This window comes from Geodermatophilus sp. SYSU D01119, from assembly GCF_054049975.1.
Window position 1 is genome coordinate 12989 of the sequence record NZ_JBJGYL010000040.1, and the last position, 21165, is coordinate 34153.

The 21165-nt window shown below is 77.3% G+C and carries 19 protein-coding genes and 1 riboswitch; of the genes, 9 read left to right on the forward strand and 10 right to left on the reverse strand.

Annotated features, from left to right (window positions below):
* Position 1: 1 nt before the first annotated feature.
* Positions 2–114, forward strand: a riboswitch (TPP riboswitch).
* The 5 genes from ACI79X_RS21800 (at position 104) to ACI79X_RS21820 (ending at position 4160) form a co-directional block, all read left to right on the forward strand.
* Positions 104–1444 (forward strand): purine-cytosine permease family protein, encoded by a 1341-nt coding sequence (locus tag ACI79X_RS21800; RefSeq protein ID WP_457027513.1) that lies wholly within the window; start codon positions 104–106, stop codon positions 1442–1444. (Overlaps the previous riboswitch by 11 nt.)
* On the forward strand, positions 1441–2559 hold the full coding sequence (gene thiO / locus ACI79X_RS21805) for a glycine oxidase ThiO (protein WP_457027514.1): 1119 nt from the start codon (positions 1441–1443) through the stop codon (positions 2557–2559). Before ACI79X_RS21800 ends, thiO begins: the two co-directional genes overlap by 4 nt.
* The gene (thiS, locus tag ACI79X_RS21810; protein ID WP_457027515.1) at positions 2560–2760 is read left to right on the forward strand and encodes a sulfur carrier protein ThiS; all 201 of its coding nucleotides are present in this window, start codon (positions 2560–2562) and stop codon (positions 2758–2760) included.
* The gene (locus ACI79X_RS21815; RefSeq protein ID WP_457027516.1) at positions 2761–3585 is read left to right on the forward strand and encodes a thiazole synthase; all 825 of its coding nucleotides are present in this window, start codon (positions 2761–2763) and stop codon (positions 3583–3585) included.
* Entirely contained in the window at positions 3582–4160 is a 579-nt protein-coding gene (locus ACI79X_RS21820) for a thiamine phosphate synthase (protein ID WP_457027517.1), read from the forward strand. The genes ACI79X_RS21815 and ACI79X_RS21820 overlap by 4 nt, the downstream gene beginning before the upstream one ends.
* Here the strand turns inward: ACI79X_RS21820 and ACI79X_RS21825 are convergent.
* Positions 4133–5527, reverse strand: coding sequence for a uracil-xanthine permease family protein (locus ACI79X_RS21825; RefSeq protein ID WP_457027518.1), 1395 nt, complete (start codon positions 5525–5527; stop codon positions 4133–4135). The two genes, ACI79X_RS21820 and ACI79X_RS21825, sit on opposite strands and share 28 nt — an antisense overlap.
* Positions 5528–5739: 212 nt before the next feature.
* Here ACI79X_RS21825 and ACI79X_RS21830 point away from each other — a divergent pair, with 212 nt between their 5' ends.
* A complete protein-coding gene (locus ACI79X_RS21830; RefSeq protein ID WP_457027519.1) occupies positions 5740–6162 on the forward strand; it encodes an ATP-binding protein in 423 nt (140 codons plus the stop codon).
* Here ACI79X_RS21830 and ACI79X_RS21835 read toward each other — a convergent pair.
* The 3 genes from ACI79X_RS21835 to ACI79X_RS21845 all read right to left on the reverse strand — a co-directional run bounded on the left by ACI79X_RS21835 (position 6159) and on the right by ACI79X_RS21845 (position 10990).
* Positions 6159–8246, reverse strand: coding sequence for a SpoIIE family protein phosphatase (locus ACI79X_RS21835; RefSeq protein WP_457027520.1), 2088 nt, complete (start codon positions 8244–8246; stop codon positions 6159–6161). The genes ACI79X_RS21830 and ACI79X_RS21835 overlap by 4 nt on opposite strands.
* 146 nt (positions 8247–8392) lie before the next feature.
* A complete protein-coding gene (locus ACI79X_RS21840; RefSeq protein WP_457027521.1) occupies positions 8393–9268 on the reverse strand; it encodes a trypsin-like serine protease in 876 nt (291 codons plus the stop codon).
* Positions 9269–10114: 846 nt separating this feature from the next.
* A complete protein-coding gene (locus ACI79X_RS21845) occupies positions 10115–10990 on the reverse strand; it encodes a hypothetical protein (RefSeq protein WP_457027522.1) in 876 nt (291 codons plus the stop codon).
* 336 nt (positions 10991–11326) lie between these two features.
* Between ACI79X_RS21845 and ACI79X_RS21850 the strand changes: the two genes are divergently transcribed.
* Positions 11327–12742, forward strand: a complete 1416-nt coding sequence (locus ACI79X_RS21850) for an APC family permease (RefSeq protein WP_457027523.1) — start codon at positions 11327–11329, stop codon at positions 12740–12742.
* Here the strand turns inward: ACI79X_RS21850 and ACI79X_RS21855 are convergent.
* Entirely contained in the window at positions 12723–13598 is an 876-nt protein-coding gene (locus ACI79X_RS21855) for an ATP-grasp domain-containing protein (protein WP_457027524.1), read from the reverse strand. The genes ACI79X_RS21850 and ACI79X_RS21855 overlap by 20 nt on opposite strands.
* A 39-nt stretch (positions 13599–13637) precedes the next feature.
* Here ACI79X_RS21855 and ACI79X_RS21860 point away from each other — a divergent pair, with 39 nt between their 5' ends.
* Positions 13638–14588 carry a nucleoside hydrolase gene (locus ACI79X_RS21860; RefSeq protein ID WP_457027525.1) on the forward strand — a complete coding sequence of 317 codons (951 nt, stop codon included), beginning with the start codon at positions 13638–13640 and terminating at the stop codon, positions 14586–14588.
* On the opposite strand, the gene ACI79X_RS21865 is transcribed toward ACI79X_RS21860, so the two are convergent.
* Entirely contained in the window at positions 14551–15291 is a 741-nt protein-coding gene (locus ACI79X_RS21865; protein ID WP_457027526.1) for a GAF and ANTAR domain-containing protein, read from the reverse strand. The genes ACI79X_RS21860 and ACI79X_RS21865 overlap by 38 nt on opposite strands.
* Positions 15292–15438: 147 nt before the next feature.
* Between ACI79X_RS21865 and ACI79X_RS21870 the strand changes: the two genes are divergently transcribed.
* Complete coding sequence (locus ACI79X_RS21870; protein WP_457027527.1) at positions 15439–15906, forward strand: ATP-binding protein; 468 nt, start codon at positions 15439–15441, stop codon at positions 15904–15906.
* A gap of 10 nt (positions 15907–15916) precedes the next feature.
* Here ACI79X_RS21870 and ACI79X_RS21875 read toward each other — a convergent pair whose 3' ends face one another.
* The 4 genes from ACI79X_RS21875 to ACI79X_RS21890 form a co-directional block, all read right to left on the reverse strand.
* Positions 15917–16153, reverse strand: a complete 237-nt coding sequence (locus ACI79X_RS21875) for a hypothetical protein (RefSeq protein ID WP_457027528.1) — start codon at positions 16151–16153, stop codon at positions 15917–15919.
* 49 nt (positions 16154–16202) lie between these two features.
* Complete coding sequence (locus ACI79X_RS21880; RefSeq protein WP_457027529.1) at positions 16203–16916, reverse strand: NYN domain-containing protein; 714 nt, start codon at positions 16914–16916, stop codon at positions 16203–16205.
* A 211-nt stretch (positions 16917–17127) separates the two neighbouring features.
* Entirely contained in the window at positions 17128–19200 is a 2073-nt protein-coding gene (locus tag ACI79X_RS21885) for a putative bifunctional diguanylate cyclase/phosphodiesterase (protein ID WP_457027530.1), read from the reverse strand.
* Between the two features lie 154 nt (positions 19201–19354).
* Complete coding sequence (locus ACI79X_RS21890) at positions 19355–20983, reverse strand: acyl-CoA dehydrogenase family protein (protein ID WP_457027531.1); 1629 nt, start codon at positions 20981–20983, stop codon at positions 19355–19357.
* Positions 20984–21165 lie beyond the last annotated feature (182 nt).

Genomic DNA, 21165 nt, shown 5'->3' on the forward strand with positions numbered 1-21165 from the left:
CGGCGCCATGTGCGGGAGCTCGGGACAACCGGGCTGAGAGGGCGGCTGAGCGCGCCGCCGACCGCTGGAACCTGACCGGGTAATGCCGGCGTAGGGAGCAGCCATGAGCACGTCCGACCGTGTCCGTACCGGCGCCCGCACCACCGACGCGCCCCTCACCCTCGACGAGGCGCCGCCGCGCACCCTCGGCCTCGGCGAGTCCCTCGGCCTGTGGGCCAACCTCGGTGTCAGCCTGCTGCTCCCGGTGGCGGCGGTGTTCGTCGTCCTGCCCGGCCGGCCGCTGTGGGTGACCCTCGCCGCCGTCGTCGTCGGCGCGGTCATCGGCTCGCTGCTGCTCGGCGCGGTCGCCGCCGCCGGCGCGCGGGAGAGCGTGCCCGGCATGGTGCTGCTGAGGGGGCTGCTCGGCCGGCGCACGTCCTGGCTGCCCACGGCGTTCAACCTCGTGCAGTGCATCGGCTGGGCGACCTTCGAGATCGTCGTGATCGCCGAGGCCGCCGCCCGGGTGCTCGACGCGCCCCGCTGGCCGTTCGTCCTCGCCGCCGGCGTGCTGGCCACCGCGATGGCGCTGCGCCCGCTCGGCGTCGTCCGGCTGCTGGCCCGGTACGCGGTGTGGGCCGCGCTGGCCGCCGTCGCCTACCTGTTCGTGCAGGTCCTGGCCGAGCCGCTCCCGCCGCTGGAGGGCGGCGGGGCGACCTCGTTCTGGACCGCCGCCGACATCGTCATCGCGCTGCCGGTGTCCTGGCTGCCGCTGGCCGCCGACTACACCCGCCACGCCCGCAGCGCCCGCGCCGCCGGCGTCGGCTCGGCGGTCGGCTACGGCCTGGCGACCGTGGTGATGTTCGCGCTCGGCGTCCTCGCGCTGGCCGCCTACGGCAGCTCCGGCCTCGACGTGATCGGCGCGCTGCTGGCGGTGCCGCTGGGCGCCGTGGCGGTGCTCGTGCTGGTCGCCGTCGAGCTCGACGAGGCCTTCGCCAACCTGTACTCGACGGCGGTGTCGGCGCAGAACGTCGTCGGCCGGCTCGACCGCCGGGTGCTCGTCGTGGGCGTCGGCGCCGTGGCCACGCTGCTCGCGCTGACGCTCGACGTCGTCGCCTACGAGCCGTTCCTCTTCCTCATCGGCGCGGTGTTCGTGCCGCTGGCCGGCGTGCTGATCGTGGCCTACTGGCTCACACCGCGCGGGTCCTGGGACACCTCGGACACCGCGCCCGCCCGGCCGCTGTACCTGCTGCCGTGGGCCGCCGGGTTCGTGGCCTACCAGCTCACCCTCCCCACCTACTTCCCCGGCCCGGGCGCGGGCTGGACGGCGTGGTGGAGCGCCCGGCAGGCCGACCTCGGCATCGACCCGGGCAACGGGTGGTCGGCCTCGCTCGTCGGCCTGGCCGTCGCGGTCGTCCTCGCCCTGCCGCTGGTGCTGCGCGGCCGCCGGCAGCGCGCCGCCGCATGACCGACGTCGCCGTCGCCGTCGCCGGCGGCGGCCTGGTCGGGCTCGCGGTGGCCTGGCGGGCGGCGCGGCGGGGGCTGTCGGTGACCGTGGTCGACGACGCCCCCGGCACCGGCGCCTCGCTCGCCGCGGCCGGGATGCTCGCGCCGGTCACCGAGGCCGGGTACCGCGAGGAGGCGCTGCTGCGGCTGGGCGCGGCCTCGCTGGAGCGCTGGCCCGCCTTCGCCGCCGAGCTGGAGGCGGACTCGGGCCTGCCGGTCGGGCTGCGCACCGCCGGCACGCTGGTGGTCGGCTTCGACGAGGACGACGTCCGCGAGCTCGACGCGCTGCACGCCTTCCAGCGCGAGCTGGGCCTGGCCGCGCAGCGGCTGACCCCGCGCGAGACCCGCCGCCGCGAGCCCGCGCTGGCCACCCGGGTGCGCGGCGGGCTGCTGGTCGAGGGCGACCACTCCGTCGACGGCCGGGCGGTGCACGCCGCGCTGCTCGCGGCCGCGGAGGCCGCCGGGGTGGAGCTGCGGCGCGAGCGGGTGGCCGGCGTCGCCGTCGACGGCGGGCGGGCGGCGGGCCTGGTGCTCGCGTCCGGCGAGCCGGTCGCGGCGGGCGCCACCGTGCTGGCCCTCGGCGCGCACAGCGGCGGCCTGCCCGGCGTCCCGCCGCTGCCCGTGCGCCCGGTGAAGGGGCAGGTGCTGCGCCTGGCCGGCGCCGGAGGGCTCCTGGAGGGCACCGTGCGGGCGCTGGTGCGCGGCCGGCACGTCTACCTCGTCCCGTACGGCGGTGACCGGCTCGTGGTCGGGGCCACCGTCGAGGACCGCGGCTTCGACGCCCGGGTGACCGCCGGCGGCGTGCACGACCTGCTGCACGACGCCATCGAGGTCGTCCCCGAGGTGGAGGAGCTCGAGCTGGTGGAGACCCTCGCCCGCTGGCGCCCGGGCACGCCCGACAACGCACCGCTGCTGGGTCCCGGCCCGCTGCCCGGCCTGGTGCTGGCCACCGGCCACCACCGCAACGGCGTGCTGCTCACCCCGGTGACCGCCGAGGCCACCGCCGAGCTGCTCGCCACCGGCGCGCTGCCCGAGGTGGCGGCGCCGTTCACCACCGACCGCTTCGGGAGGACCTGAGTGCAGGTGACCGTCAACGGCGACGCGGCCGAGCTGGCCGACGGCGCCACCGTGGCCGATCTCGTGGCCCAGCGCGCCCCCGGCCACGACCGGGTCGCCGTCGCCCGCAACGGCGACGTCGTCCCCCGCAGCAGCTGGGCGCAGACCCCGCTGGCCCCCGGCGACGCCCTCGAGGTGCTCGCCCCGACCGCAGGAGGCTGAATGACCACGGAGGACCTCACGGAGGAGCTGGCACCCGCCCTCGCCGCCGAGGAGGCCGGCGACCCGTTCGTCCTCGGCGGGGAGACCCTCACCTCCCGTCTGCTGCTCGGCACCGGCGGCGTGCCGAGCCTGGAGGCGCTGGAGGCCGCCGTCCGCGCCTCGGGCACCCAGCTGGTCACCGTCGCGCTGCGCCGCGTCGAGGCGTCCGCGACCGGCTCGATGATGCAGGTGCTCGACCGCGCCGGCGTCCGGCTGCTGCCCAACACCGCCGGCTGCCGCACCGCCCGCGAGGCGGTGCGCACCGCCCGCCTGGCCCGCGAGGCGTTCGGCGCCGACTGGGTCAAGCTCGAGGTGATCGGCGACGAGGTCACGCTGCTCCCCGACGCCGTGGAGCTGCTCGACGCCGCCGAGCAGCTGGTCGCCGAGGGCTTCACCGTGCTCGCCTACACCACCGACGACCCGGTGCTCGGCCGCCGGCTGGCCGACGCCGGCTGCGCCGCGGTGATGCCGCTGGGCTCGCCGATCGGCAGCGGCCTGGGCATCCGCAACCCGCACAACGTGGCCCTGCTCCGCGAGGCCGTCGACGTCCCCGTGGTCCTCGACGCCGGCATCGGCACCGCGTCGGACGCCGCGCTGGCGATGGAGCTCGGCTGCGACGCCGTGCTGCTGGCCTCGGCGGTCACCCGCGCCCGCGACCCCGAGCGGATGGCGCTGGCCATGCGGCAGGCGGTCGAGGGCGGGCGGCTGGCCAGGCTCGCCGGGCGGATCCCGCGCCGCTGGCACGCCGAGGCCTCCACCTCCTTCGAGGGCCTGCCGGCGCTGTGATCCCCCGCCTGCTCGTCGTCACCGACCGCACGCAGGCGGTGCGGCCGCTGTTCGAGACGGTCGCCGCGGCGGTGGCCGTGGGGGCGCGGGCGGTGCTGCTGCGCGACAAGGACCTGCCCACCGCCGAGCGGGCCGCGCTGGCCGACGACCTGTGCGACCTGCTCGACCCGGTCGGCGGGCTCGTCGTGTGGGGCGGGGCGGCCGGCGCGCCCGCCGGACTGCCGGTGCACCTGTCGGCCGCCGACCCCTTACCGGACGCCCGCCCGCCGCTGGTCGGCCGCTCCTGCCACTCCGCGGCGGAGCTCGCGCGGGCGGCGGCCGAGGGCTGCGACTGGGTGACCCTCTCGCCGTTCGCGGCCACCGACTCCAAGCCCGGGTACGGCCCGGCGCTGGGGACCGCGGGCCTCGCCGCGCTGGTGCCCGGCGCCCCGCCGGTGCTGGCGCTGGGCGGCGTGCGCCCCGGCGACGTGGCGGGCTGCCTCGCCGCCGGGGCGTCCGGCGTGGCGGTCATGGGGCCGGCGATGCGCGACCCCGCCGTCGTCGCCGACTACTGCGCCGCGCTCGCCGCCGCCTGACGTGCTCCGGGGCGGCCCGGGAGCACGAGGTTGAGCACGACGGCGACGACCGCCGCGACGACGATCCCCGAGTCGAACAGCGCGCCCCACTCCCCGGTGACCCGGTCCAGCGCCCCGGGCACCGACGCGATGCCGCGGCCGAGGGCCAGCGACAGCGCCACGACGAGCAGCGAGCGGGTGTCGAGGCCGTCCTTGGCCAGCATCTGCACGCCGATCGCGCAGACCATGCCGAACAGGACCAGCACCCCGCCGCCGAGCACCGCGGGCGGGATGGCGGCCAGCACCGCGGCCACCTGCGGCAGCAGCGAGAGGCCGACCAGCACCAGCGCGCCGATGGTCACCACGTGCCGGCTCATCAGCTTCGTCAGCGCCACCAGGCCGATGTTCTGGCTGAACATCGTCGTCGGCAGGGCGCCGAAGACCCCGCCGAGCACCGCGCTGCCGCCCTCGGCGAGGATGCCGCCGCGCAGCTCCCGCTGCGTGGCCGGCCGCCCGGCGCCGCCCTCGGTGACCGCGTGCACGGTGCCCACGGAGTCGACCATGTTGACCACGCCGACCACCGCCATCGACAGCACCGCCACCAGCGGGAACGACAGCCCGAACTCGAAGGGCAGCGGCACCGCCACGAGCGGCCGGTCCCCGACCCCGGACAGGTCGAGCAGGCCGAACGGGATCGCCACCAGGTAGCCGACGACGACGGCGACCAGCACCGACGCGGTGCACAGCAGCCCGCGGCAGAACTGGTTGAGCGCCACGGCGAGCAGGCAGACCAGCGCGGCGATGCCCAGGTTCACCGGGGAGCCGAAGTCGGGCGAGTTCGCGCCGCCGGCGGCCAGCGTGACGCCGCTGGGCAGCAGGCCCAGGCCGATGACCAGGATGATCGTGCCGGTCACCACCGGCGGGAACAGTGCCGCGACCCGGTGGATGCCCAGCGCGATGGCCACCTGGACGGCCGCGGTGACCAGCACGCCGCCGAGCACCGCCGACAGCCCGTGGTCCTCGGCCAGCGGCACCGCGACGGCGATGAACGCGAAGCCCGAGCCCATCATCAGCGGCAGCCGGCTGCCCACCGGGCCGATGCCGACGGTCTGCAGCAGGGTGGCCAGGCCCGCGCACAGCAGCGCGGCCTGCACCAGGAGCGTGGCCTCGCCGGTGGTGGCGCCGATGACGCCGGCCAGCAGGATCGCCGGCGTCAGGTTCGAGGTGAACATCGCCAGCACGTGCTGCAGCCCCAGCGGGACCGCGACCCGCCACGGCGGCCGGCCGTCGGGGTCGGCGGGGTCGGTGCTGCGGGGCACGGTGCTGCGGGGCACGGTGCTGCGGGACGCGGTGCCGGCGGCGCGGGACCGCACGGAGGACAGGACCATCGGGGGGACTCCTCGGCCGCAGGGAGCGGGTACCCGCAGCAGCGTCCCGGCGCGGTGTTCCGGGGACGTTCCGGCGGCGTGCCGGGCCGGTTCCGCCCCCTCCGGTGTGACGCTCCTCGCAGCCGTGTTTGAGCGGGTCCCTGGCGAGCCATACGCAGGTGTTCGAGCACGGCGTCCGGCAGGGGCGCACGACAGCCACGGGGAGCACACGGGTGATACGCGGACCAGCCGGGCCCGGCTGGCCGTCGGCACCTCCACCCCCGGCCTGGGACGGCGTCTCCTGGCAGCTGTCCGACGTCGCCGAGCTGCCCCGGGTGCGCGCGGAGCTGCGGCGCTCCCGCACGGTTGCCGTCCCCGCGGACCTGCGCGACCGGCTGCTGCTGGTCCTCGACGAGATGGCGTCCAACGCCCTGCGGCACGGCGGCGGGTCCGTGGAGGCCGCGGTGCGCCGCACCGGCGACGCGTTCCTGGTGGCGGTCACCGACGGCGACACCCGCACCGCCCCGACGCCCGCCGTCGACCGCGACCCCGCGCAGGGCGGCCTGGGCCTCTACCTGATCGCCGAGCTGTCCTCGGCGCACGGCTGGTACGTCGACGGCGACGCCAAGACCGTCTGGGCGGTCCTGCCCCGCTAGGGCCGTTGCGGGTGCAGCCGGATCGCCACGAGGGCGACGTCGTCCTGCAGCCCCTCCGGCCGCAGCCGGTGCACCAGCGCGTCGCACAGCCGCTCCAGCGGCAGCCCGGCCAGCTCCGTGAGCGCGGCCCGCAGCCGCTCGATGCCCTCGTCCAGCAGCAGGTCGCGGCCCTCGACCAGGCCGTCGGTGTAGAGCAGCAGCGTCGAGCCGCGACGGATCTCGACCTCCCGCGACGTGCGGTGCGCGCCCGGGTCGACGCCCAGCATCAGCTCCCCGCGCTCACCGCCGAGCCGGCGCACCTCGCCCTCGGGCGTGAGCAGCAGCGGCGGCGGGTGCCCGGCGTTGCACCAGCGCAGCGTCGTCGTCCCGGCCGCCCGTTGCTCCGGGGTCTGCTCCACCCGGGCGACGACGGCGGTGGCCATGGTGTCCAGGCCGAGCGCGTCGACGGCGGCGTCGAGCTCGCCGAGGACGGCGTCGGGCGGGGTGTCGCCGCGGTGGGCGATGCCGCGCAGCATCCCGCGCAGCTGCCCCATCGCGGCGGCGGCCTCGGTGTCGTGGCCGACGACGTCGCCGATGACCAGCACGGTGGCGCCGTCGGGCTGGAGGAAGGCGTCGTACCAGTCGCCGCCGACCTGGGCGACCTGCACCGCGGGCTGGTAGCGGACGACGATCTCGGCGTCGTCGGGCTGCGGCGGTGCGGTGAGCATGCTGCGCTGCAGCGCCTCGGCCAGCCGCCGCTGCTGGTCGAACAGCCGGGCGTTGTCCAGCGCGAGCGCGACGCGGTCGGCCACCTCGCGGGCGGCGGCGACGTCCTCGGCCGTGGCCGGCGCCCGCCCGGCGCCCCGGTAGACGCTCAGCGCGCCGAGCGTGCGGCCGCGGGCGACCAGCGGGAGGGTGACCGCCGTCCGGGGGGCGAGGGTGTCGAAGACGTCGCGCACCTCGCCCTCGGGCAGCGTCGGCCGGATCACCGCCGGCACGTCGGCGACGGTGAACAGCCGGCCCGACCCCAGCGCGCGCAGCACCGGCGCGTCCGGGGCGACCGACGCCAGCCGCAGCCCGGCGTAGGTGGCCGCCGCCGGCCGCAGCGCGGGGTCGGCGTGCCAGCTCGCGACGTCGTGCATCCGGCCGTCGGCGCCGTCGGCGAGGGTGAGGATGGCCCAGTCGCCCAGCACGGGGACGACGGCCTCGGCCACCCGCTGCAGCGCCGTCTCCTCCGCCGCGGGCGAGCCGAGCGTCGCCGACATGAGCGCGCTCACCTCGGCGACCAGGGCCAGCCGGGCGGCGCTGTCGCGGGCGCGCTGCTCGGCGGCCCGGCGCTCGGTGACGTCCAGGAAGTAGACCGACAGGCCGTCGGGCCCGGGCCAGGCGCGCACCTCGTACCAGGCGTCCAGCGGCGGCGGGTAGTACGCCTCGAAGACCCGCTCCTCCCCCCGCTCCATGGCCGCGCGGTAGTGGACCTCGAAGTCGCTGCCCACGGCCGCGGGGAACAGCTCCCAGATGTCCCCGCCGAGCAGGTCGTCCCGGGAGCGGTGCAGCACCCGCTCGGCCTCGGCGTTGACGTAGGTGAACCGCCACCGGCGGTCGAGGGCGAAGAACGCCGACCGCATGGTCTCGAGCACCCGGGAGACGCGGGCGTCGCCCTCGCGGAGGCGGGTGGTGTCGATGCCGGCGCCGAGCAGCCGCACCGCCGTGCCGCGGTCGTCGGCCAGCGCCCGGCCGCGGCCCTGCACCCAGCGGGTCTCCCCGGTGGGCAGCACCACGCGGAACTCCGCGTCGTAGACGCCGACGTCGTCGATGGCGTCCTGCAGCGCCTGCAGCGTGCGGTCGCGGTCGTCGGGGTGCAGCCGCGCGGCGAACGCGTCGATCGACTCGTCGAAGCCCCCGGACCGGTAGCCGAAGATCGCCAGCAGCTGGTCGTCCCAGGACAGCCGGCCGGTCACGAGGTCCCAGTCGAAGCTGCCGATGCCCGCGGCGTCGATGGCCAGCTCGAAGCGGATCCGGCTGACGTCGGGGTCGTCGGGCAGGAGCGACAGCGGCCGGGACGCCTTCCCCGGCGGCCCCGGGCGCTGCTCGGGGACGGTCACGGGGGAGGGGGTTCCAATCGTGCGGGGGAGCTGCGGTTCGCCGTCCTTTCTCCCATGCCGGGCGCGGCGACGACAACCGGTGTGCCGGAGACGACACGGCGGGGCCCCGGCCGCGCGTGCGCGGACCGGGGCCCCGGGGGGTGCGGTCAGGCGGCCGGCCGGACCCCGAACGTCGCGAGCCAGTCCTGGACGACCGGGATGTCCACGCGCTGCAGACCGTCGATGTACCGGCAGTTGGCGGTGTAGCCGTAGCTGGTGACGGTGACGACGTTGCCCGAGGGCCCGAAGCTCGGGCCGCCGGAGTCGCCGAAGCAGGTGCCGCCGCCGCCACGGTTGTCGTGCTCGTTGCCGTTGACCTGCAGGATCTGCGCGGTCAGCTTCTGGCCGACGACGTCGGTGTAGCGGCGCAGGATCGGGTAGCTCTGCGGCGTCGGCTTCTGCGGGCCCGAGTCGGGCTGGCGCACCTCGGTGCCGTAGCCGACGGCGCGGAACAGCGTCCGGTTGAGCGCGGGCTGGCGGTACTGCTCCAGCTCGTTCGGCGCGGCCAGCTGCGCGGGCTCCACGCCCGCGGGCGCCGGCTCGTCGAGCACGATCACGCCGACGTCGTTCCAGTTGTCCGTGTCGGTGAAGTCCGAGTAGTCCGGGTGCGTGTGCGCGGTGCCGGAGACCCAGTCGACCGCGTCGGTCTCCTCGGAGCCGGTGAAGCCCACCGCCGGGTCGGCGACCGGCAGGTCCGCGGGGGCGGCCTCGTCGACGACGGGGTCGAAGGTGACCAGGGTCCGGCCCACCGTGCCGGCGGTGCAGTGCGCGGCGGTGAGGACGACGTCCTCGGAGACCAGCGTCCCGGAGCAGCGGAAGCGCCCGCCCGTGCCGTCGTAGAAGACGAGCATGCCGACGTTGTCGTAGATGTTCGTCCGGTCCTCGACGCCGCCGGTGACGGCGCCGGCCGGTGCCGGCGCGACCAGGCCGGCGGTGAGCAGGGCAGCGGCTCCGGCGAGCACTGCCTTGGTGCGTGCGTGCATCCCTCGTCCCCTCGGTGTCCGGAGGCCGCCGGGTGAGCGGCTCCACGCAGGGGAACGAACCGTGCACGGAGGGGATACGCAACTCGAGCGGATCGGTGCCGTCCGGGACGCCGGACGGGCGCCCCCGGGGCCGGCCGGCGGGCTGCCGGTCCGGCGCTCCGGGAGCGCCCGTCGAGGTCGTGTCCCCGCTCGTGTCCCGCTGGGGCCCCGCGCCGCGGGCTCGCGGGCCGGCGTCCTGCGGTCTCCTGTCGCGGCGCCGGGCCGGGGACCGCGGCCGGGTCCGGGAGCGCTCCTCGGGCGGCGGGGCCGCGCCGGTCCCCGGGACGCCGTCCTGCCAGGTCGTGCCGGTCGGAGACCCGGCGGACGACGGGGCGGGTCGTCCGGGCCGGGCACCGGCAGGTCCTGGTCCGCCTCCGCCGGCGGCTGCTGCCGGCGCACCGTGCCGCGTCGCGTCCGTGCCTCCCGGATGGGCCCGCGCGCTGTCCCCGGGCGGGGCAGTCGGCGGGAGGGTCGAGGCCGGATCGTCGTGCGGTGCGGTCTGCCGGCGGCAGGGGTCCCGCCGTCGCCGGGCGTCGCCCCGCCGCGTCGCGTCCGTGCCTCCCGGGAGGGTCCGCGCGCTGTCCCCGGGCGGGGCAGTCGGCGGGAGGGTCGAGGCCGGATCGTCGTGCGGAGGGGGCAGCCGGCGGCGCGGGTGCCGCGGAGGGGTCAGGGGGCGGCCACGGGGGCCGGGGAGGAACTGCTCGCGGGAGCGGGCCGGCGGTCCGGCTCCGGGACGGGAGCCGGGCCCGTCGAGCACGTCGACGAGGAGAGCGGACGCGCGGTCTCCGGGAGGAGGCGCGCAGGGGGTCAGCCGGGGGCGGGTGGCGGTGGCCGGGGCGAGCCCCGGGCCGGGGGTGGCACCGGGTCGCCCCGGGTGCGCACCGCGCCGTCGGCCGGCGGATCGGGTCCGCGCGCGGTCGGCCGGACCGGTGCCGGGCGGACGGGCCAGCCCGCGGGGACCAGCGCCGGTCCGGGCGGCCGGGGCGGCGGCGGCCAGGCGGCCGGACGGGCCGTGCCGGCCGGAGAGGACGCCGCGGTGGGGGAAGGCACCGCGGGCGTGATCGTGGGGGTGCTCGGCATCTCGGTGAGCACCACGGGGCCGTCCGCGCCGGACCGGCGCGGAACGGGGACGGCGGCGGGACGCGGGGCGCCCCAGGCGAGGTGGGCGCCGCCGGGTCCGGCGCCCCACATCGCCAGGCGACGGACGAGGCCGGGGCCGGGCGGGGGGACGGCGACCGGCGCGGTCGGCCAGGCGGCGTGCGCGCCGCCGGGTCCGGCGCCCCACATCGCGAGGCGGCGGACGCCGGCCCGCAGCCGGGCGCGCAGCCGCGAGCCGGGGGCCGGGGCCGGCTCGGCGCGCACCGGCGCGGGGGCGGGACCGGCGGCGGGCACGGCGGCGGGCGGGGCCGGTCGGGGACGCGGCACCGGGACCGGGCGGGCCACCGGCAGCGGCCGCAAAGCGCGGCCGGGGGCGGCGCCGGCGACCCGGGCGCCGGCGACGCGGGCGCCGGCGACGCGGGGAGCGGCGGCGCGGCTGCCGCCGACCCGGGTGGTGGCGGCGCGCGCCGGGCGGCGGCGCTGGGGCAGGGCCTCGGCCCGCTCGAGCAGCTCGAGCCAGCCGGCGGGGACCAGGTCGTCGGGCAGGGTCGCCGACGCCGGGGCGGGTGCCCGGTCGATCGCCATGCCGTCCTCCTGGGGGTCTGTGTCCGCGGCCGGGGAAGGTGCCGCGGACAGGGAGAACGGTAGGGAGCGGAACCCGCGCGGACGGCTGTTCCGGACACGTCCCGGAGTCCCCGTGACGCAACCGTTGTGCGGCTCTGACCTGCGGGTTGGTGACCGTGTGCTGACGGCGAGCACTTGTCGACGCGTCGACCGGTCCTGAGCGTGGGAGCGCTCCGGCGGGCCTCCGGTCACCCAGCGACACGTCCCGCCGCGCCCGGCGTGTCGCGCCCGGCGGTCCGGGTCCCCCGTCCGTGCCGCCCGGTTGCCGGTGCCGGGGGGCGTGCCCACGATCGTCCGGTGACGGACTCCGGCGCCACGGGCGCCTCCCGGACGGCGGACGGCGCACCGGACGCCCCTCCCGACAGCGCGCCGGACACCAGGCTGCGCCGCGCCGTCACCGGGAAGCTGCTGTACCTGTTCATCCTCGGCGACGTCCTCGGCGCCGGCGTCTACGCGCTGGTCGGCGAGGTGGCGGGGGAGGTCGGCGGCGCGATCTGGGTGCCGCTGCTCGTGGCGCTGCTGCTGGCCCTGCTCACCGCGGCGTCCTACGCGGAGCTGGTCACGAAGTACCCGCGGGCCGGCGGGTCCGCGGTGTTCGCCGAGCGGGCGTTCCGCTCCCCCGTCGTGGCCTTCCTCGTCGGCTTCTGCATGCTCGCCGCCGGGGTCACCAGCGCCGCCGGGCTGGCGCTGGCCTTCGCCGGCGACTACCTCGGTGTCTTCCTCGACGTGCCCGCCGCCCCGGCTGCCGTCGTGTTCCTGCTCGCCGTGGCGCTGCTCAACGCCCGCGGCATCCAGGAGTCGCTGCGCGCCAACCTGGTGATGACGCTGGTCGAGACGTCGGGCCTCGTGCTCGTCGTCGTCCTCGGCGCGGTGGTGCTGTTCCGCGGCGACGGCGAGCCGGCGCGCGCGCTGGAGTTCCCGCCCGGGGTGTCGGCCGGGACGGCGGTGCTGGCGGCGGCGCTGCTGGCCTACTACTCGTTCGTCGGGTTCGAGACGTCGGCGAACGTGGCCGAGGAGGTCCGCGACGTGCGCCGGGTCTACCCGCGGGCGCTGTTCGGGGCGCTGCTCACCGCCGGCGCCGTCTACGTGCTGGTCGGCCTGGCGGCGGCGGTCGTGCTGCCGCCGGAGGAGCTCGCGGACTCCAGCGGGCCGCTGCTGGAGGTGGTGCGCGCCGCCGACGCCGGGATCCCCGACCAGCTGTTCAGCGCGGTCGCGCTGGTGGCCGTGGCCAACGGCGCGCTGCTCACCATGATCATGGCGAGCCGGATGGCGTTCGGGATGGCCGAGCAGCGGCTGCTGCCCGCCGTCCTCGGCCGGGTCCTGCCCCGCCGGCGCACGCCGTGGGTGGCCATCGCCGTCACCACCGCCGTGGCGATGGGGCTGAGCCTGCTCGGCGACCTCGCCACGCTGGCCAACACCGTGGTGCTCCTGCTGCTGTTCGTCTTCATCAGCACCAACACCGCGGTGCTGGTGCTGCGCCGTGACCGGGTCGACGTGCCGCATTTCCGCGTGCCGGCGGTCGTGCCCGTGCTCGGCGTCGCGTCCTGCCTGGTGCTGCTCTGGCAGCAGGAGGCAGCCACCTGGGCCTTCGCGGGGGTGCTGGTCGCCGTCGGACTGCTGCTCTACCTGGTGACGGCGCTGCCGCGGCGCCGGGCGGCGGCCCGGGAGGACGCGGGGTCGCCGGGCGCGGGGGTCAGCCGACCCGGCTCCTGATCGCCGCGGCGAAGCGGGCGGCCGCGCCGTCGTCGGTGGGAAGGAACAGGCTCGGCTCGGTGAGCTCCACCTCGATCACCTGCGGCGCGCCGTCGTCGCCGGGCACGAGGTCGACGCGGGCGTAGAGCGGGGTCTGCCCCGTCCGCTCGCGCACCCAGGCGAGCACCCGGTCGCCGAGCGCGCGCTGGTCCGGCCCGGCGGTGCGGGCGGTGATCGTCTCCTCGGCGAACAGCCCCGGGCCGAGCGCCTCGCCGGCCAGCAGCGCGCCCTTGCCGAACGCGTGGCTGTACGCGCCGCCGACGTACACCAGCCCCGTCTCGCCCTCGGCGTCGAGCCGCGCCAGGTAGGGCTGCACCATCACCGCCCGGCCGCTCGCCAGGATCCCCGCGGCCAGCTCGCGGGCGTCGGCCCGCCGCTCCCGGGAGAAGCGCACGGTGTCCCGGGCGCCGGCGGAGACCACCGGCTTGACCACCACGTCGCCGGGCCAGCGCGCCAGCGCGCCGTCGACCTCGCCGGGCCCCTCCGCCCAGGCGGTGGGGACGACGGGCACCCCGGCGCCGGCCAGCTCGCGCAGGTACCGCTTGTCGGTGTTCCAGTCGAGCACCGCGGCCGGGTTGGCCAGCCGGGTGACCGCCTCCACGCGCCGGGCCCAGGCGAGGAACTCCCCGCGCCGCGGGGCGTAGTCCCAGGTGGACCGGACGACGACGGCCGTCGCGGCGGCCCAGTCGACCGTCGGGTCGGCCCAGTCGGCGGAGGAGGCGGTGAGGCCCTCGGCGGCCAGGGCGGCGACGAGCAGCGGCTCGTCCTCGTCCTTCCCGGCGGCCTCGGCGCAGCTGGCGAGCAGGACGTCGGGCACGGCGTGATCCTGCACCACGCCGTCTGCTGGGATGGACCGGTGGCTGCCACCCCCCTGGTGATCGACACCGATCCCGGCATCGACGACGCCCTCGCGATCCTGCTGGCCCTCGCCAGCCCGGAGGTGGACCTGCGGCTGGTCACGACGACGCACGGCAACGTGGAGCTCGCGCAGACCACCGAGAACGCCCTGCGGGTGCTGCACCTGGCCGGCCGCTCCGACGTCCCGGTGGCCGCCGGCGCCGCGGAGTCGCTGGTGTACCCGCAGCCCGAGCGGGCCGGGCACGTGCACGGGCGGACCGGGCTCGGCGGGGTGGAGCTGCCGCCCTCGCCGGCCGCCGTCGACCCGCGGCCGGCTGTGGTCGCCCTCGCCGAGCTGCTGCTCGCGTCGGATACCCCGGTGACCGTGGCCGCCATCGGGCCGTGGACGAACGTGGCGCTGCTGCTGGCCACCTACCCGGAGGCCGCCGCCCGCATCGGCCGGCTGGTGCTCATGGGCGGCTCGGCCGGGCGCGGCGGCAACGTGACCGGGGCGGCGGAGTTCAACGTGTGGGCCGACCCGGAGGCCGCCGCGCGGGTGCTCGGCTCCACCGTGCCCACGGTGCTGGTCGGCCTCGACGTCACGCTGCCCACGGTGCTCGACGAGGAGGGCATCGCCCGGTTCGCGGCCGCGGGCCCGGTCGGCGCCACGGCGGCGGCGATCCTGCAGCAGTACCTCGACCACGCGCGCAGCTCCTACGGCACCACCGGCGTGGTCGTGCACGACGCGCTGGCGCTCACCGAGGCGATCGTGCCGGGCACGCTGGGCACCGTGCGGCGCGACGTCGTCGTCGACACCACCCGCGGCGCCGGGCGCGGCCAGACGCTCGTCGACCGCCGGTCGGTGTCGGACTCCCCCACCGCGGTCGACGTCGCCGAGACCGTCGACAGCCCGGCCGCCGTGGAGTTCCTCGTCAGCCGCCTGACGGACCTGGCCGCCCGTCGGGGCTGACGCTCCCCGCCGACTGCACCACCGAGGCCACGATCCCGGCGGCGATGTCGCGCAGCTTGCGGTTGTAGCGCTGCGAGGCGTCGCGCAGCAGGTCGAAGGCGGCGTCGGCGTCGACCCGCCGCTGCGCCATGAGCACGCCCTTGGCCTGCTCGATCACCGCCCGCGACCGCATGGCGAGCTCCATGTTGCGGGCGTGCTCGCCGAGCTGGGCGTGCGCGTCGGCGTTGGCGACGGCGACCGCCACCGCCTCGGCCACCTCGCGCGCGGCCTCGGCCGAGGCGTCGGAGGCGAAGGCGCCGGCCTCGGTCGAGTAGATGTTCAGCGCGCCGATCGTGTGGCCCTGGTACGGCAGCGGCGTGGACAGGGAGCTGCGGACCCCGACGTCGACCACCCGGGCGGTGTAGTCGGGCCAGCGGGTCTCGGTGCGCATGTCGTCGACCCGCAGCTGGACCCCGGCCCGGCCGGCGTCCAGGCAGGGCCCGTACCCGCGCTCGTACTGCAGCTCGTCGGCGGCCAGCGCCATGTCGCCGTCGTGGGCGGCGGTGGTGGGCACGTCCCCGCGGACCAGCGTGATCGACGTCGACTCGGCGCCGGGCACGTGCTCGGTCGCCAGCCGCGTCACCTCACCCAGGACGTCGGACAGCTCCCGATCGGCCAGCCGCAGCCGGCTCAGCGTCCTCCACAGGTCCTCCACGCCGCCCATCCTGCCCCGCGACCCCCGTTCGGGGCGCCCGGCGGCCCGCGGTGGACCCTCCGCTGCGGGACGACGTGGTTTCGGCGAGGATGGGCGACGGTGTTGCCGGGCGACGGAGGGCGGACGATGGGCCAGGATGCGTGGCCGCTCGCACCCGTGCCCTCCGTGGCCGGCGACGTCTGGCACTGGCAGCTGGAGGCCATGCACGTCGTCTCCCGCGTCCGGGCCGACCTGCGGGCCCGCATCGCCCACCCGTCGGTGAGCACGTCCTCCACCGAGGACGCCCGCGACGGCCTGCTGCTGGTCTTCGAGGAGCTCGCCTCCAACGCGCTGCGACACGGCGGCGGCGACGTCCGCGCGCTGGTGGTGGCCGGCCCCGCCGGGTGGCTGCTCGACCTCAGCGACGAGGCGCCCGACCGGCCGCCGGTGCCCGCCGTCGACCGCGACCCGTCCCTGGGCGGCATGGGGCTGCACCTGGTGGCGCAGCTGTCGGTCGCCTACGGCTGGGAGCGCCGGCCGGGCCGCAAGCACGTCTGGTCCCGGCTGCCCTCCGGCCTGGCCCCGCTGGAGGGCATCGGCGACCGGGTGCCCGAGCCGCGGGCGCCGGAGATCCCGCGGGACTGAGGCCGCCCGCTCAGGCCGAGTCGGCCACCGGGGCGCCTTCGTGCTGGGCGCGGGCGCAGTGCGCGCAGCAGTAGAACTGCCCCTCGACGACGACGCCGTGGCCGACCACCTTCACGCCGCAGTGCTCGCAGATCGGCGCCATGCGGTGGATCGCGCACTCGAAGCTGTCGAAGGTGTGCGTGGCGCCCTGCGCCACCACCTCGAAGCTCATCGCGTAGTCGTTGCCGCAGACCTCGCAGACCGCCATGACGCCTCCCTTCCCCGGGAGGCGCCCGCGGACACCGGCGTCCGGCGTGTCAGCCGTTGCGGGCGGTCCAGCCGGACACGAAGTCGCGCAGGCTGCGGGTCGGCCGCAGCCAGGCGCCGTCGGCCGGGAGGGCGTCGAGCCGCACGCGGTCCAGCGGCGCGGTGAACGCCCCGGGCACGTCCTCGATGTCGATGAACTCGAGCAGGTCGGAGCCGATCGCGTAGCCGGCGACCTCGCTGAAGGCGACGACGACGACCTGCGTGCCGGCGCGGGCGAGCTCCTCGAGCGGCTCGGCGAAGTTGCGGCCGTCGCCGGAGAAGACGACGAGGCGGCGCAGCCGGTGGCTGTGCGCGCGCACCTCGATGTGGTCGAGCATCGCCTGGTCGATGTCGTCGTCGGGCTGCTGCTTGGGGCGGGCGAACACCGCGTAACCGAAGCCGCGCAGCGCCTCCACCCAGCGTTGCAGCGAGCCGACGACGGGCGGGATGTTGGCGAAGACGCACGCCTCGACCTCGGGCGCGTCCGCGGCGGCCGGGTCCCCCGCGCCGTCGACGAACCACGCGGCGATCGCGTCGAACCGCGGGCGGGACGCGGCCGTCGGGCGGGCGCCGATGACCGTGGACAGGGTCATGTCGATGTTGGGCGCGTCCCAGATGAGCAGGTCCAGCGCCGGCCGGCCGCGGCCCTGCGTCTCGTCGGGGAGCATGGCCGTCCCCGTCGCCGTCCCCGTGGTCGCGCCGTCGGGCCCGCTCGTCACCGTCACGGGGGCAGTCTGCCCGGTCGGCCCGGTGACCGGCGCGGACGCCCCCGGCACGGGACCGGGCGCGCCGTGGACGGGTGCGGGGACCGGTGAGGGGACGGGTACGGGGACCGGCGCGGGCGGGACGGGCGCGGGCGGGCCGGCCGGCGACGTCGCCCGGCGGACCGCGCGGCGGCGCACCGGTCCCGTCATGCGCGCCCGCTCCCCCGGGGCCTCAGCCGAGCCGGCCGGCGAGCGCCAGCGCGCAGGAGTCACCGCCGCCGTCGGACACCCGGGTCGCCCACCGCTCGACGTCGCGGGCGGCCATGGGGCGGGCGAGCAGGTAGCCCTGGGCGGAGTCACAGCCGGCCTCGCGCACCATCCGCAGGTGGTCGGCGGTCTCCACGCCCTCGGCGACCGAGCGGATGCCGAGGGTGTGCGCCAGCTCGACGATCGCGCCGAGCACCGCGCCGGTGCCCCCGGCGGCCAGCCGCTCGGCCGCGGTGATGAGCGACCGGTCGATCTTCAGCGTGCCGATGGGCAGCGCCATGAGCTGGGCGAGGGAGGACCAGCCGGTGCCGAAGTCGTCGATGGCGACCCGGACGCCGAAACCCTGCAGGACGGCGAGCTGGTCCTCGGCGCGGGTCGGGTCCTCGGCGACGCAGGTCTCGGTCAGCTCGAGCATCAGCTGCTCGGGGGCGAGGCCGGAGTCCCGCAGCGCCGCGCGGACGTCGCGCACCAGCGTCTCGGCGGAGAAGTGCCGGGCGCTGATGTTGACCGCCATGCGCAGCGCCAGCCCCTGCTCGGCCCACTGCGCGGCCTGCCGGGTGGTCTCGTGCAGCAGCCAGCGGGTGATCGGGATGAGCTGGCCGGTCTCCTCGGCGACGGAGAGGAAGGCGTCGGGGCCGAGCAGGCCGCGCTCCGGGTGCTGCCAGCGCAGCAGCGCCTCCACGCCCTCCACCTCGCCGGTGTCCAGGCGCACGACCGGCTGGTAGTGGACGACGAACTGGTCCTGGGCGCCGTCGCGCAGCCGGTTGGCGACGTCCATCCGCCACCGGGCGGCGTCGCGCAGGCCCGGGGAGAACAGGTGGACGCGGTCGCGGCCGGCGGCCTTGGCGGCGTAGCCGGCGGCGTCGGCGTCGCTGAGCAGCTGGTGGGCGTGCCGCAGTCCCGGCTGGGCGACGGCGACGCCGATGCTCGCCGACACCGGCACGGTCAGCCCGGCGGCGGTGAAGGGCCGGGCGAAGGAGCGCTGCAGCCGGAAGGCCAGCGAGGCGGCCTCGGGGGTGTCGCAGGAGCGGGCGAGGACGACGAACTGGTCACCGCCCAGCCGGCCGACGGCGTCTCCGGGCCGTACCTGGCCGGCGAGGCGGGCGCCGACGCGGCGCAGCAGCTCGTCGCCGACCTCGTGGCCGAGGGAGTCGTTGACGGTCTTGAAGCCGTCGAGGTCGAGGAACAGCAGCGTGGTGCGGCCGGCGTCCTCGGCGAGCGCCTGCTCGATGAGCTCGAGCAGCCGGGCCCGGTTGGGCAGGCCGGTGAGGTCGTCGTGCGAGGCCTGCCAGGCCAGCCGGTGCTGGTCGCGGACCCGCTCGCTGATGTCGGTGTGCGTGACGACGAGCTGGCCGGACTCGTCGACCCGCGCGGCCTGCAGCCGCCACCAGGAGTCGCCGTCGGCCAGCTGCTGGGCGTAGTCGCAGGCGAAGACGCGGTCGGCCGAACCGGGCGGGGCGGCCCGCAGCTCGGTGAGCCCCTCGGCGATGCGGGCGAGGTCGGCCGGGGGCAGGCCCTGGGCGATCTGGGCGAGGTAGTCGTCGCCGGGGCCGGCCACCTGCCAGCCGGCGGCGCGGACCAGGTCGTCGTTGGCCGACCAGCCGCGGTTGACGCTGCGGATCCGGCCGGCGCCGTCGAGCAGCACGGTGGGCGAGGGCAGGGCGTCCAGGACGGCGGCGGTCTGCCGGAGGGCGTGCGCCTGGGCGGCCTGCTCGCGGTGGCGGGAGTCGACGTCGCGGATGAAGACGACGAGGCCGGTGGCGTCGGCCGAGGCGCGCACCTCGAACCACCGGTCCCGGGGGCGGTGGAGGTACTCGAAGACGCGGGGGCGCCCGTCGGACATCAGCCCGCGCAGCTCCGCCTCGAAATCCGTGCCGCGCAGGTCGGGGACGCAGGCGAGCACCGTCCGGCCGAGCAGGGAGTCGGCGGGCCGGCCCAGCAGCCCCTCGAGGGCGGAATTCACCCACGTGAAGCGCCACTCGCGGTCGATGTGGCAGACCGCGTCGGGGACGCTGGCCAGCAGGTCCGGTGGTGCCACCGCGCCTGCGTGGTCGGACTGGTGCACGCTGATCTCTCTCCCCCCGCCGCACTCCGGGTCCGGCCCCTCGGACGTGTCCCGGGTACGGACCGGGACGGGATGGGAAGTCGGTCCGTGCGCGACGCGTACCCGAGGGTAGTGGAGCGATGCCTCCTCAGACAGGGGCGATCGTTGAACGTTCGACGAGCCTGCTCACGGGCGTGTCGCGGGGCAGCGTCCCGAGGACGGTCCCCCAGTCGCCGCCCAGCCGGGAGGCGCAGAACGCGTCGGCGACCTCCGCCGGGCCGTACCGCAGCAGCAGCGACCCCTGCAGGCAGAGGGCCAGCAGGCCGGCGACCCGGCGGGCCCGCAGCGGCAGCGCGTCGGGGTCGCCGAGCTCGGCCGCCAGCCGCTCCACGGCGTCGTCGTAGCGCGGGTCGGCGCCGCGGGCGAGCTCGAGCTCCGCGGTGACGGCGGCCAGCGACTCCCCCGAGCGGCCGAGCGCACGCAGGACGTCGAGGGCGATGACGTTGCCCGAGCCCTCCCAGATGCTGTTGAGCGGCGCCTGCCGGTACAGCCGCGGGAGGCCGGACTCCTCGACGTAGCCGTTCCCGCCGAGGACCTCCATCGCCTCCCCGACGACGGCCGGGGTGCGCTTGCAGACGAGGAACTTCGCCGCCGCGCCCGCCAGCCGCAGGAACGCCGTCTCCCCGCCGTCGACGGCCGCGGCCAGCCGGACGGCGAGCGCCGTGGCGGCCTCGCTCTCGACGGCGAGGTCGGCGAGCACGTTCTGCATGAGCGGCTGGTCGGCGAGCAGGGCGCCGAAGGCCCGGCGGTGGCGGGCGTGGTGCAGGGCCTGGGTGAGCGCCGCGCGGACGGTGGCCGCCGAGCCGATGACGCAGTCCAGCCGGGTGGCGTTGACCATCTCGAGGATCGTGGGGACGCCGCGGCCGGGGTCGCCGACCGGCCAGCCGGTGGTGCCGTCGAACTCGACCTCGCTCGAGGCGTTGGCGCGGTCACCGAGCTTGTCCTTGAGGCGCTGCAGGCGGAAGACGTTGCGGCTGCCGTCGGGGAGCACGCGCGGCACGAGGAAGCAGGACAGGCCCTCGTCGAGCTGGGCCAGGACGAGGAACAGGTCGCTCATCGGGGCGCTGGTGAACCACTTGTGCCCGGTGAGCGCGTACGTGCCGTCCCGGTTCGCGACCGCGCGGGTGGTGTTGGTGCGGACGTCGGAGCCGCCCTGCTTCTCGGTCATGCCCATGCCGGCGACCAGCCCCGGCTTGGCGGCCGGGTCGGTGAGGCCGGGCGCGTAGCCGCTGCCGGTGAGGCCGGGCCCGTAGCGGGCGGCGAGCCCGGGTGCGGCGCGCAAGGCGGGGACGGCGGCGTAGGTCATCGTCACCGGGCAGCCGTGGCCGGCCTCGACCTGCGTCCAGGCGAGGTAGCCGACGGCGCGGCGCACGTGGGCGTGCCGGTCGCCGGCGTCGGCCGCCGCCCACGGCGCGCCCGCCAGGCCGTGCCCGAACGCCGTCCGCACGAGCTCGTGCCAGGCGGGGTGGAACTCGACCTCGTCGACCCGGTGCCCGTAGCGGTCGTGGGTGCGCAGCACGGGGCGGTTCTCGTCGGCCAGCCGGCCCCACTCGCGCGCCTGCTCGCTGCCGGCCAGCCGCCCGAGCCCGGCGAGCGAGGCCAGCGTGGCCTCGTCGGCGTGCCGGACGCACGCCTCGGCGAGGGCCGTGTCCCCGGCGACCGGGTCGTACCCGACGAGCGGCGGGACCTGGTTGGTGACCTCGTGCGTGGCGCCCACGGCGGGCACCGTACGTCCTGGTGTCGCCCCGATCACACCGGCGTTCCACGTGGAACGGCACCGCGCGGTGTGCACGCGGCGCGTCGGGGACGGCCGCCGGGGGGGGGCGGGGGGGCCCCGGCGGCGCGGGGGGGGCCCGGCCGCCGGGGGGCCCCGCGGCGCGACGTCGCCCCGCCCGCCCG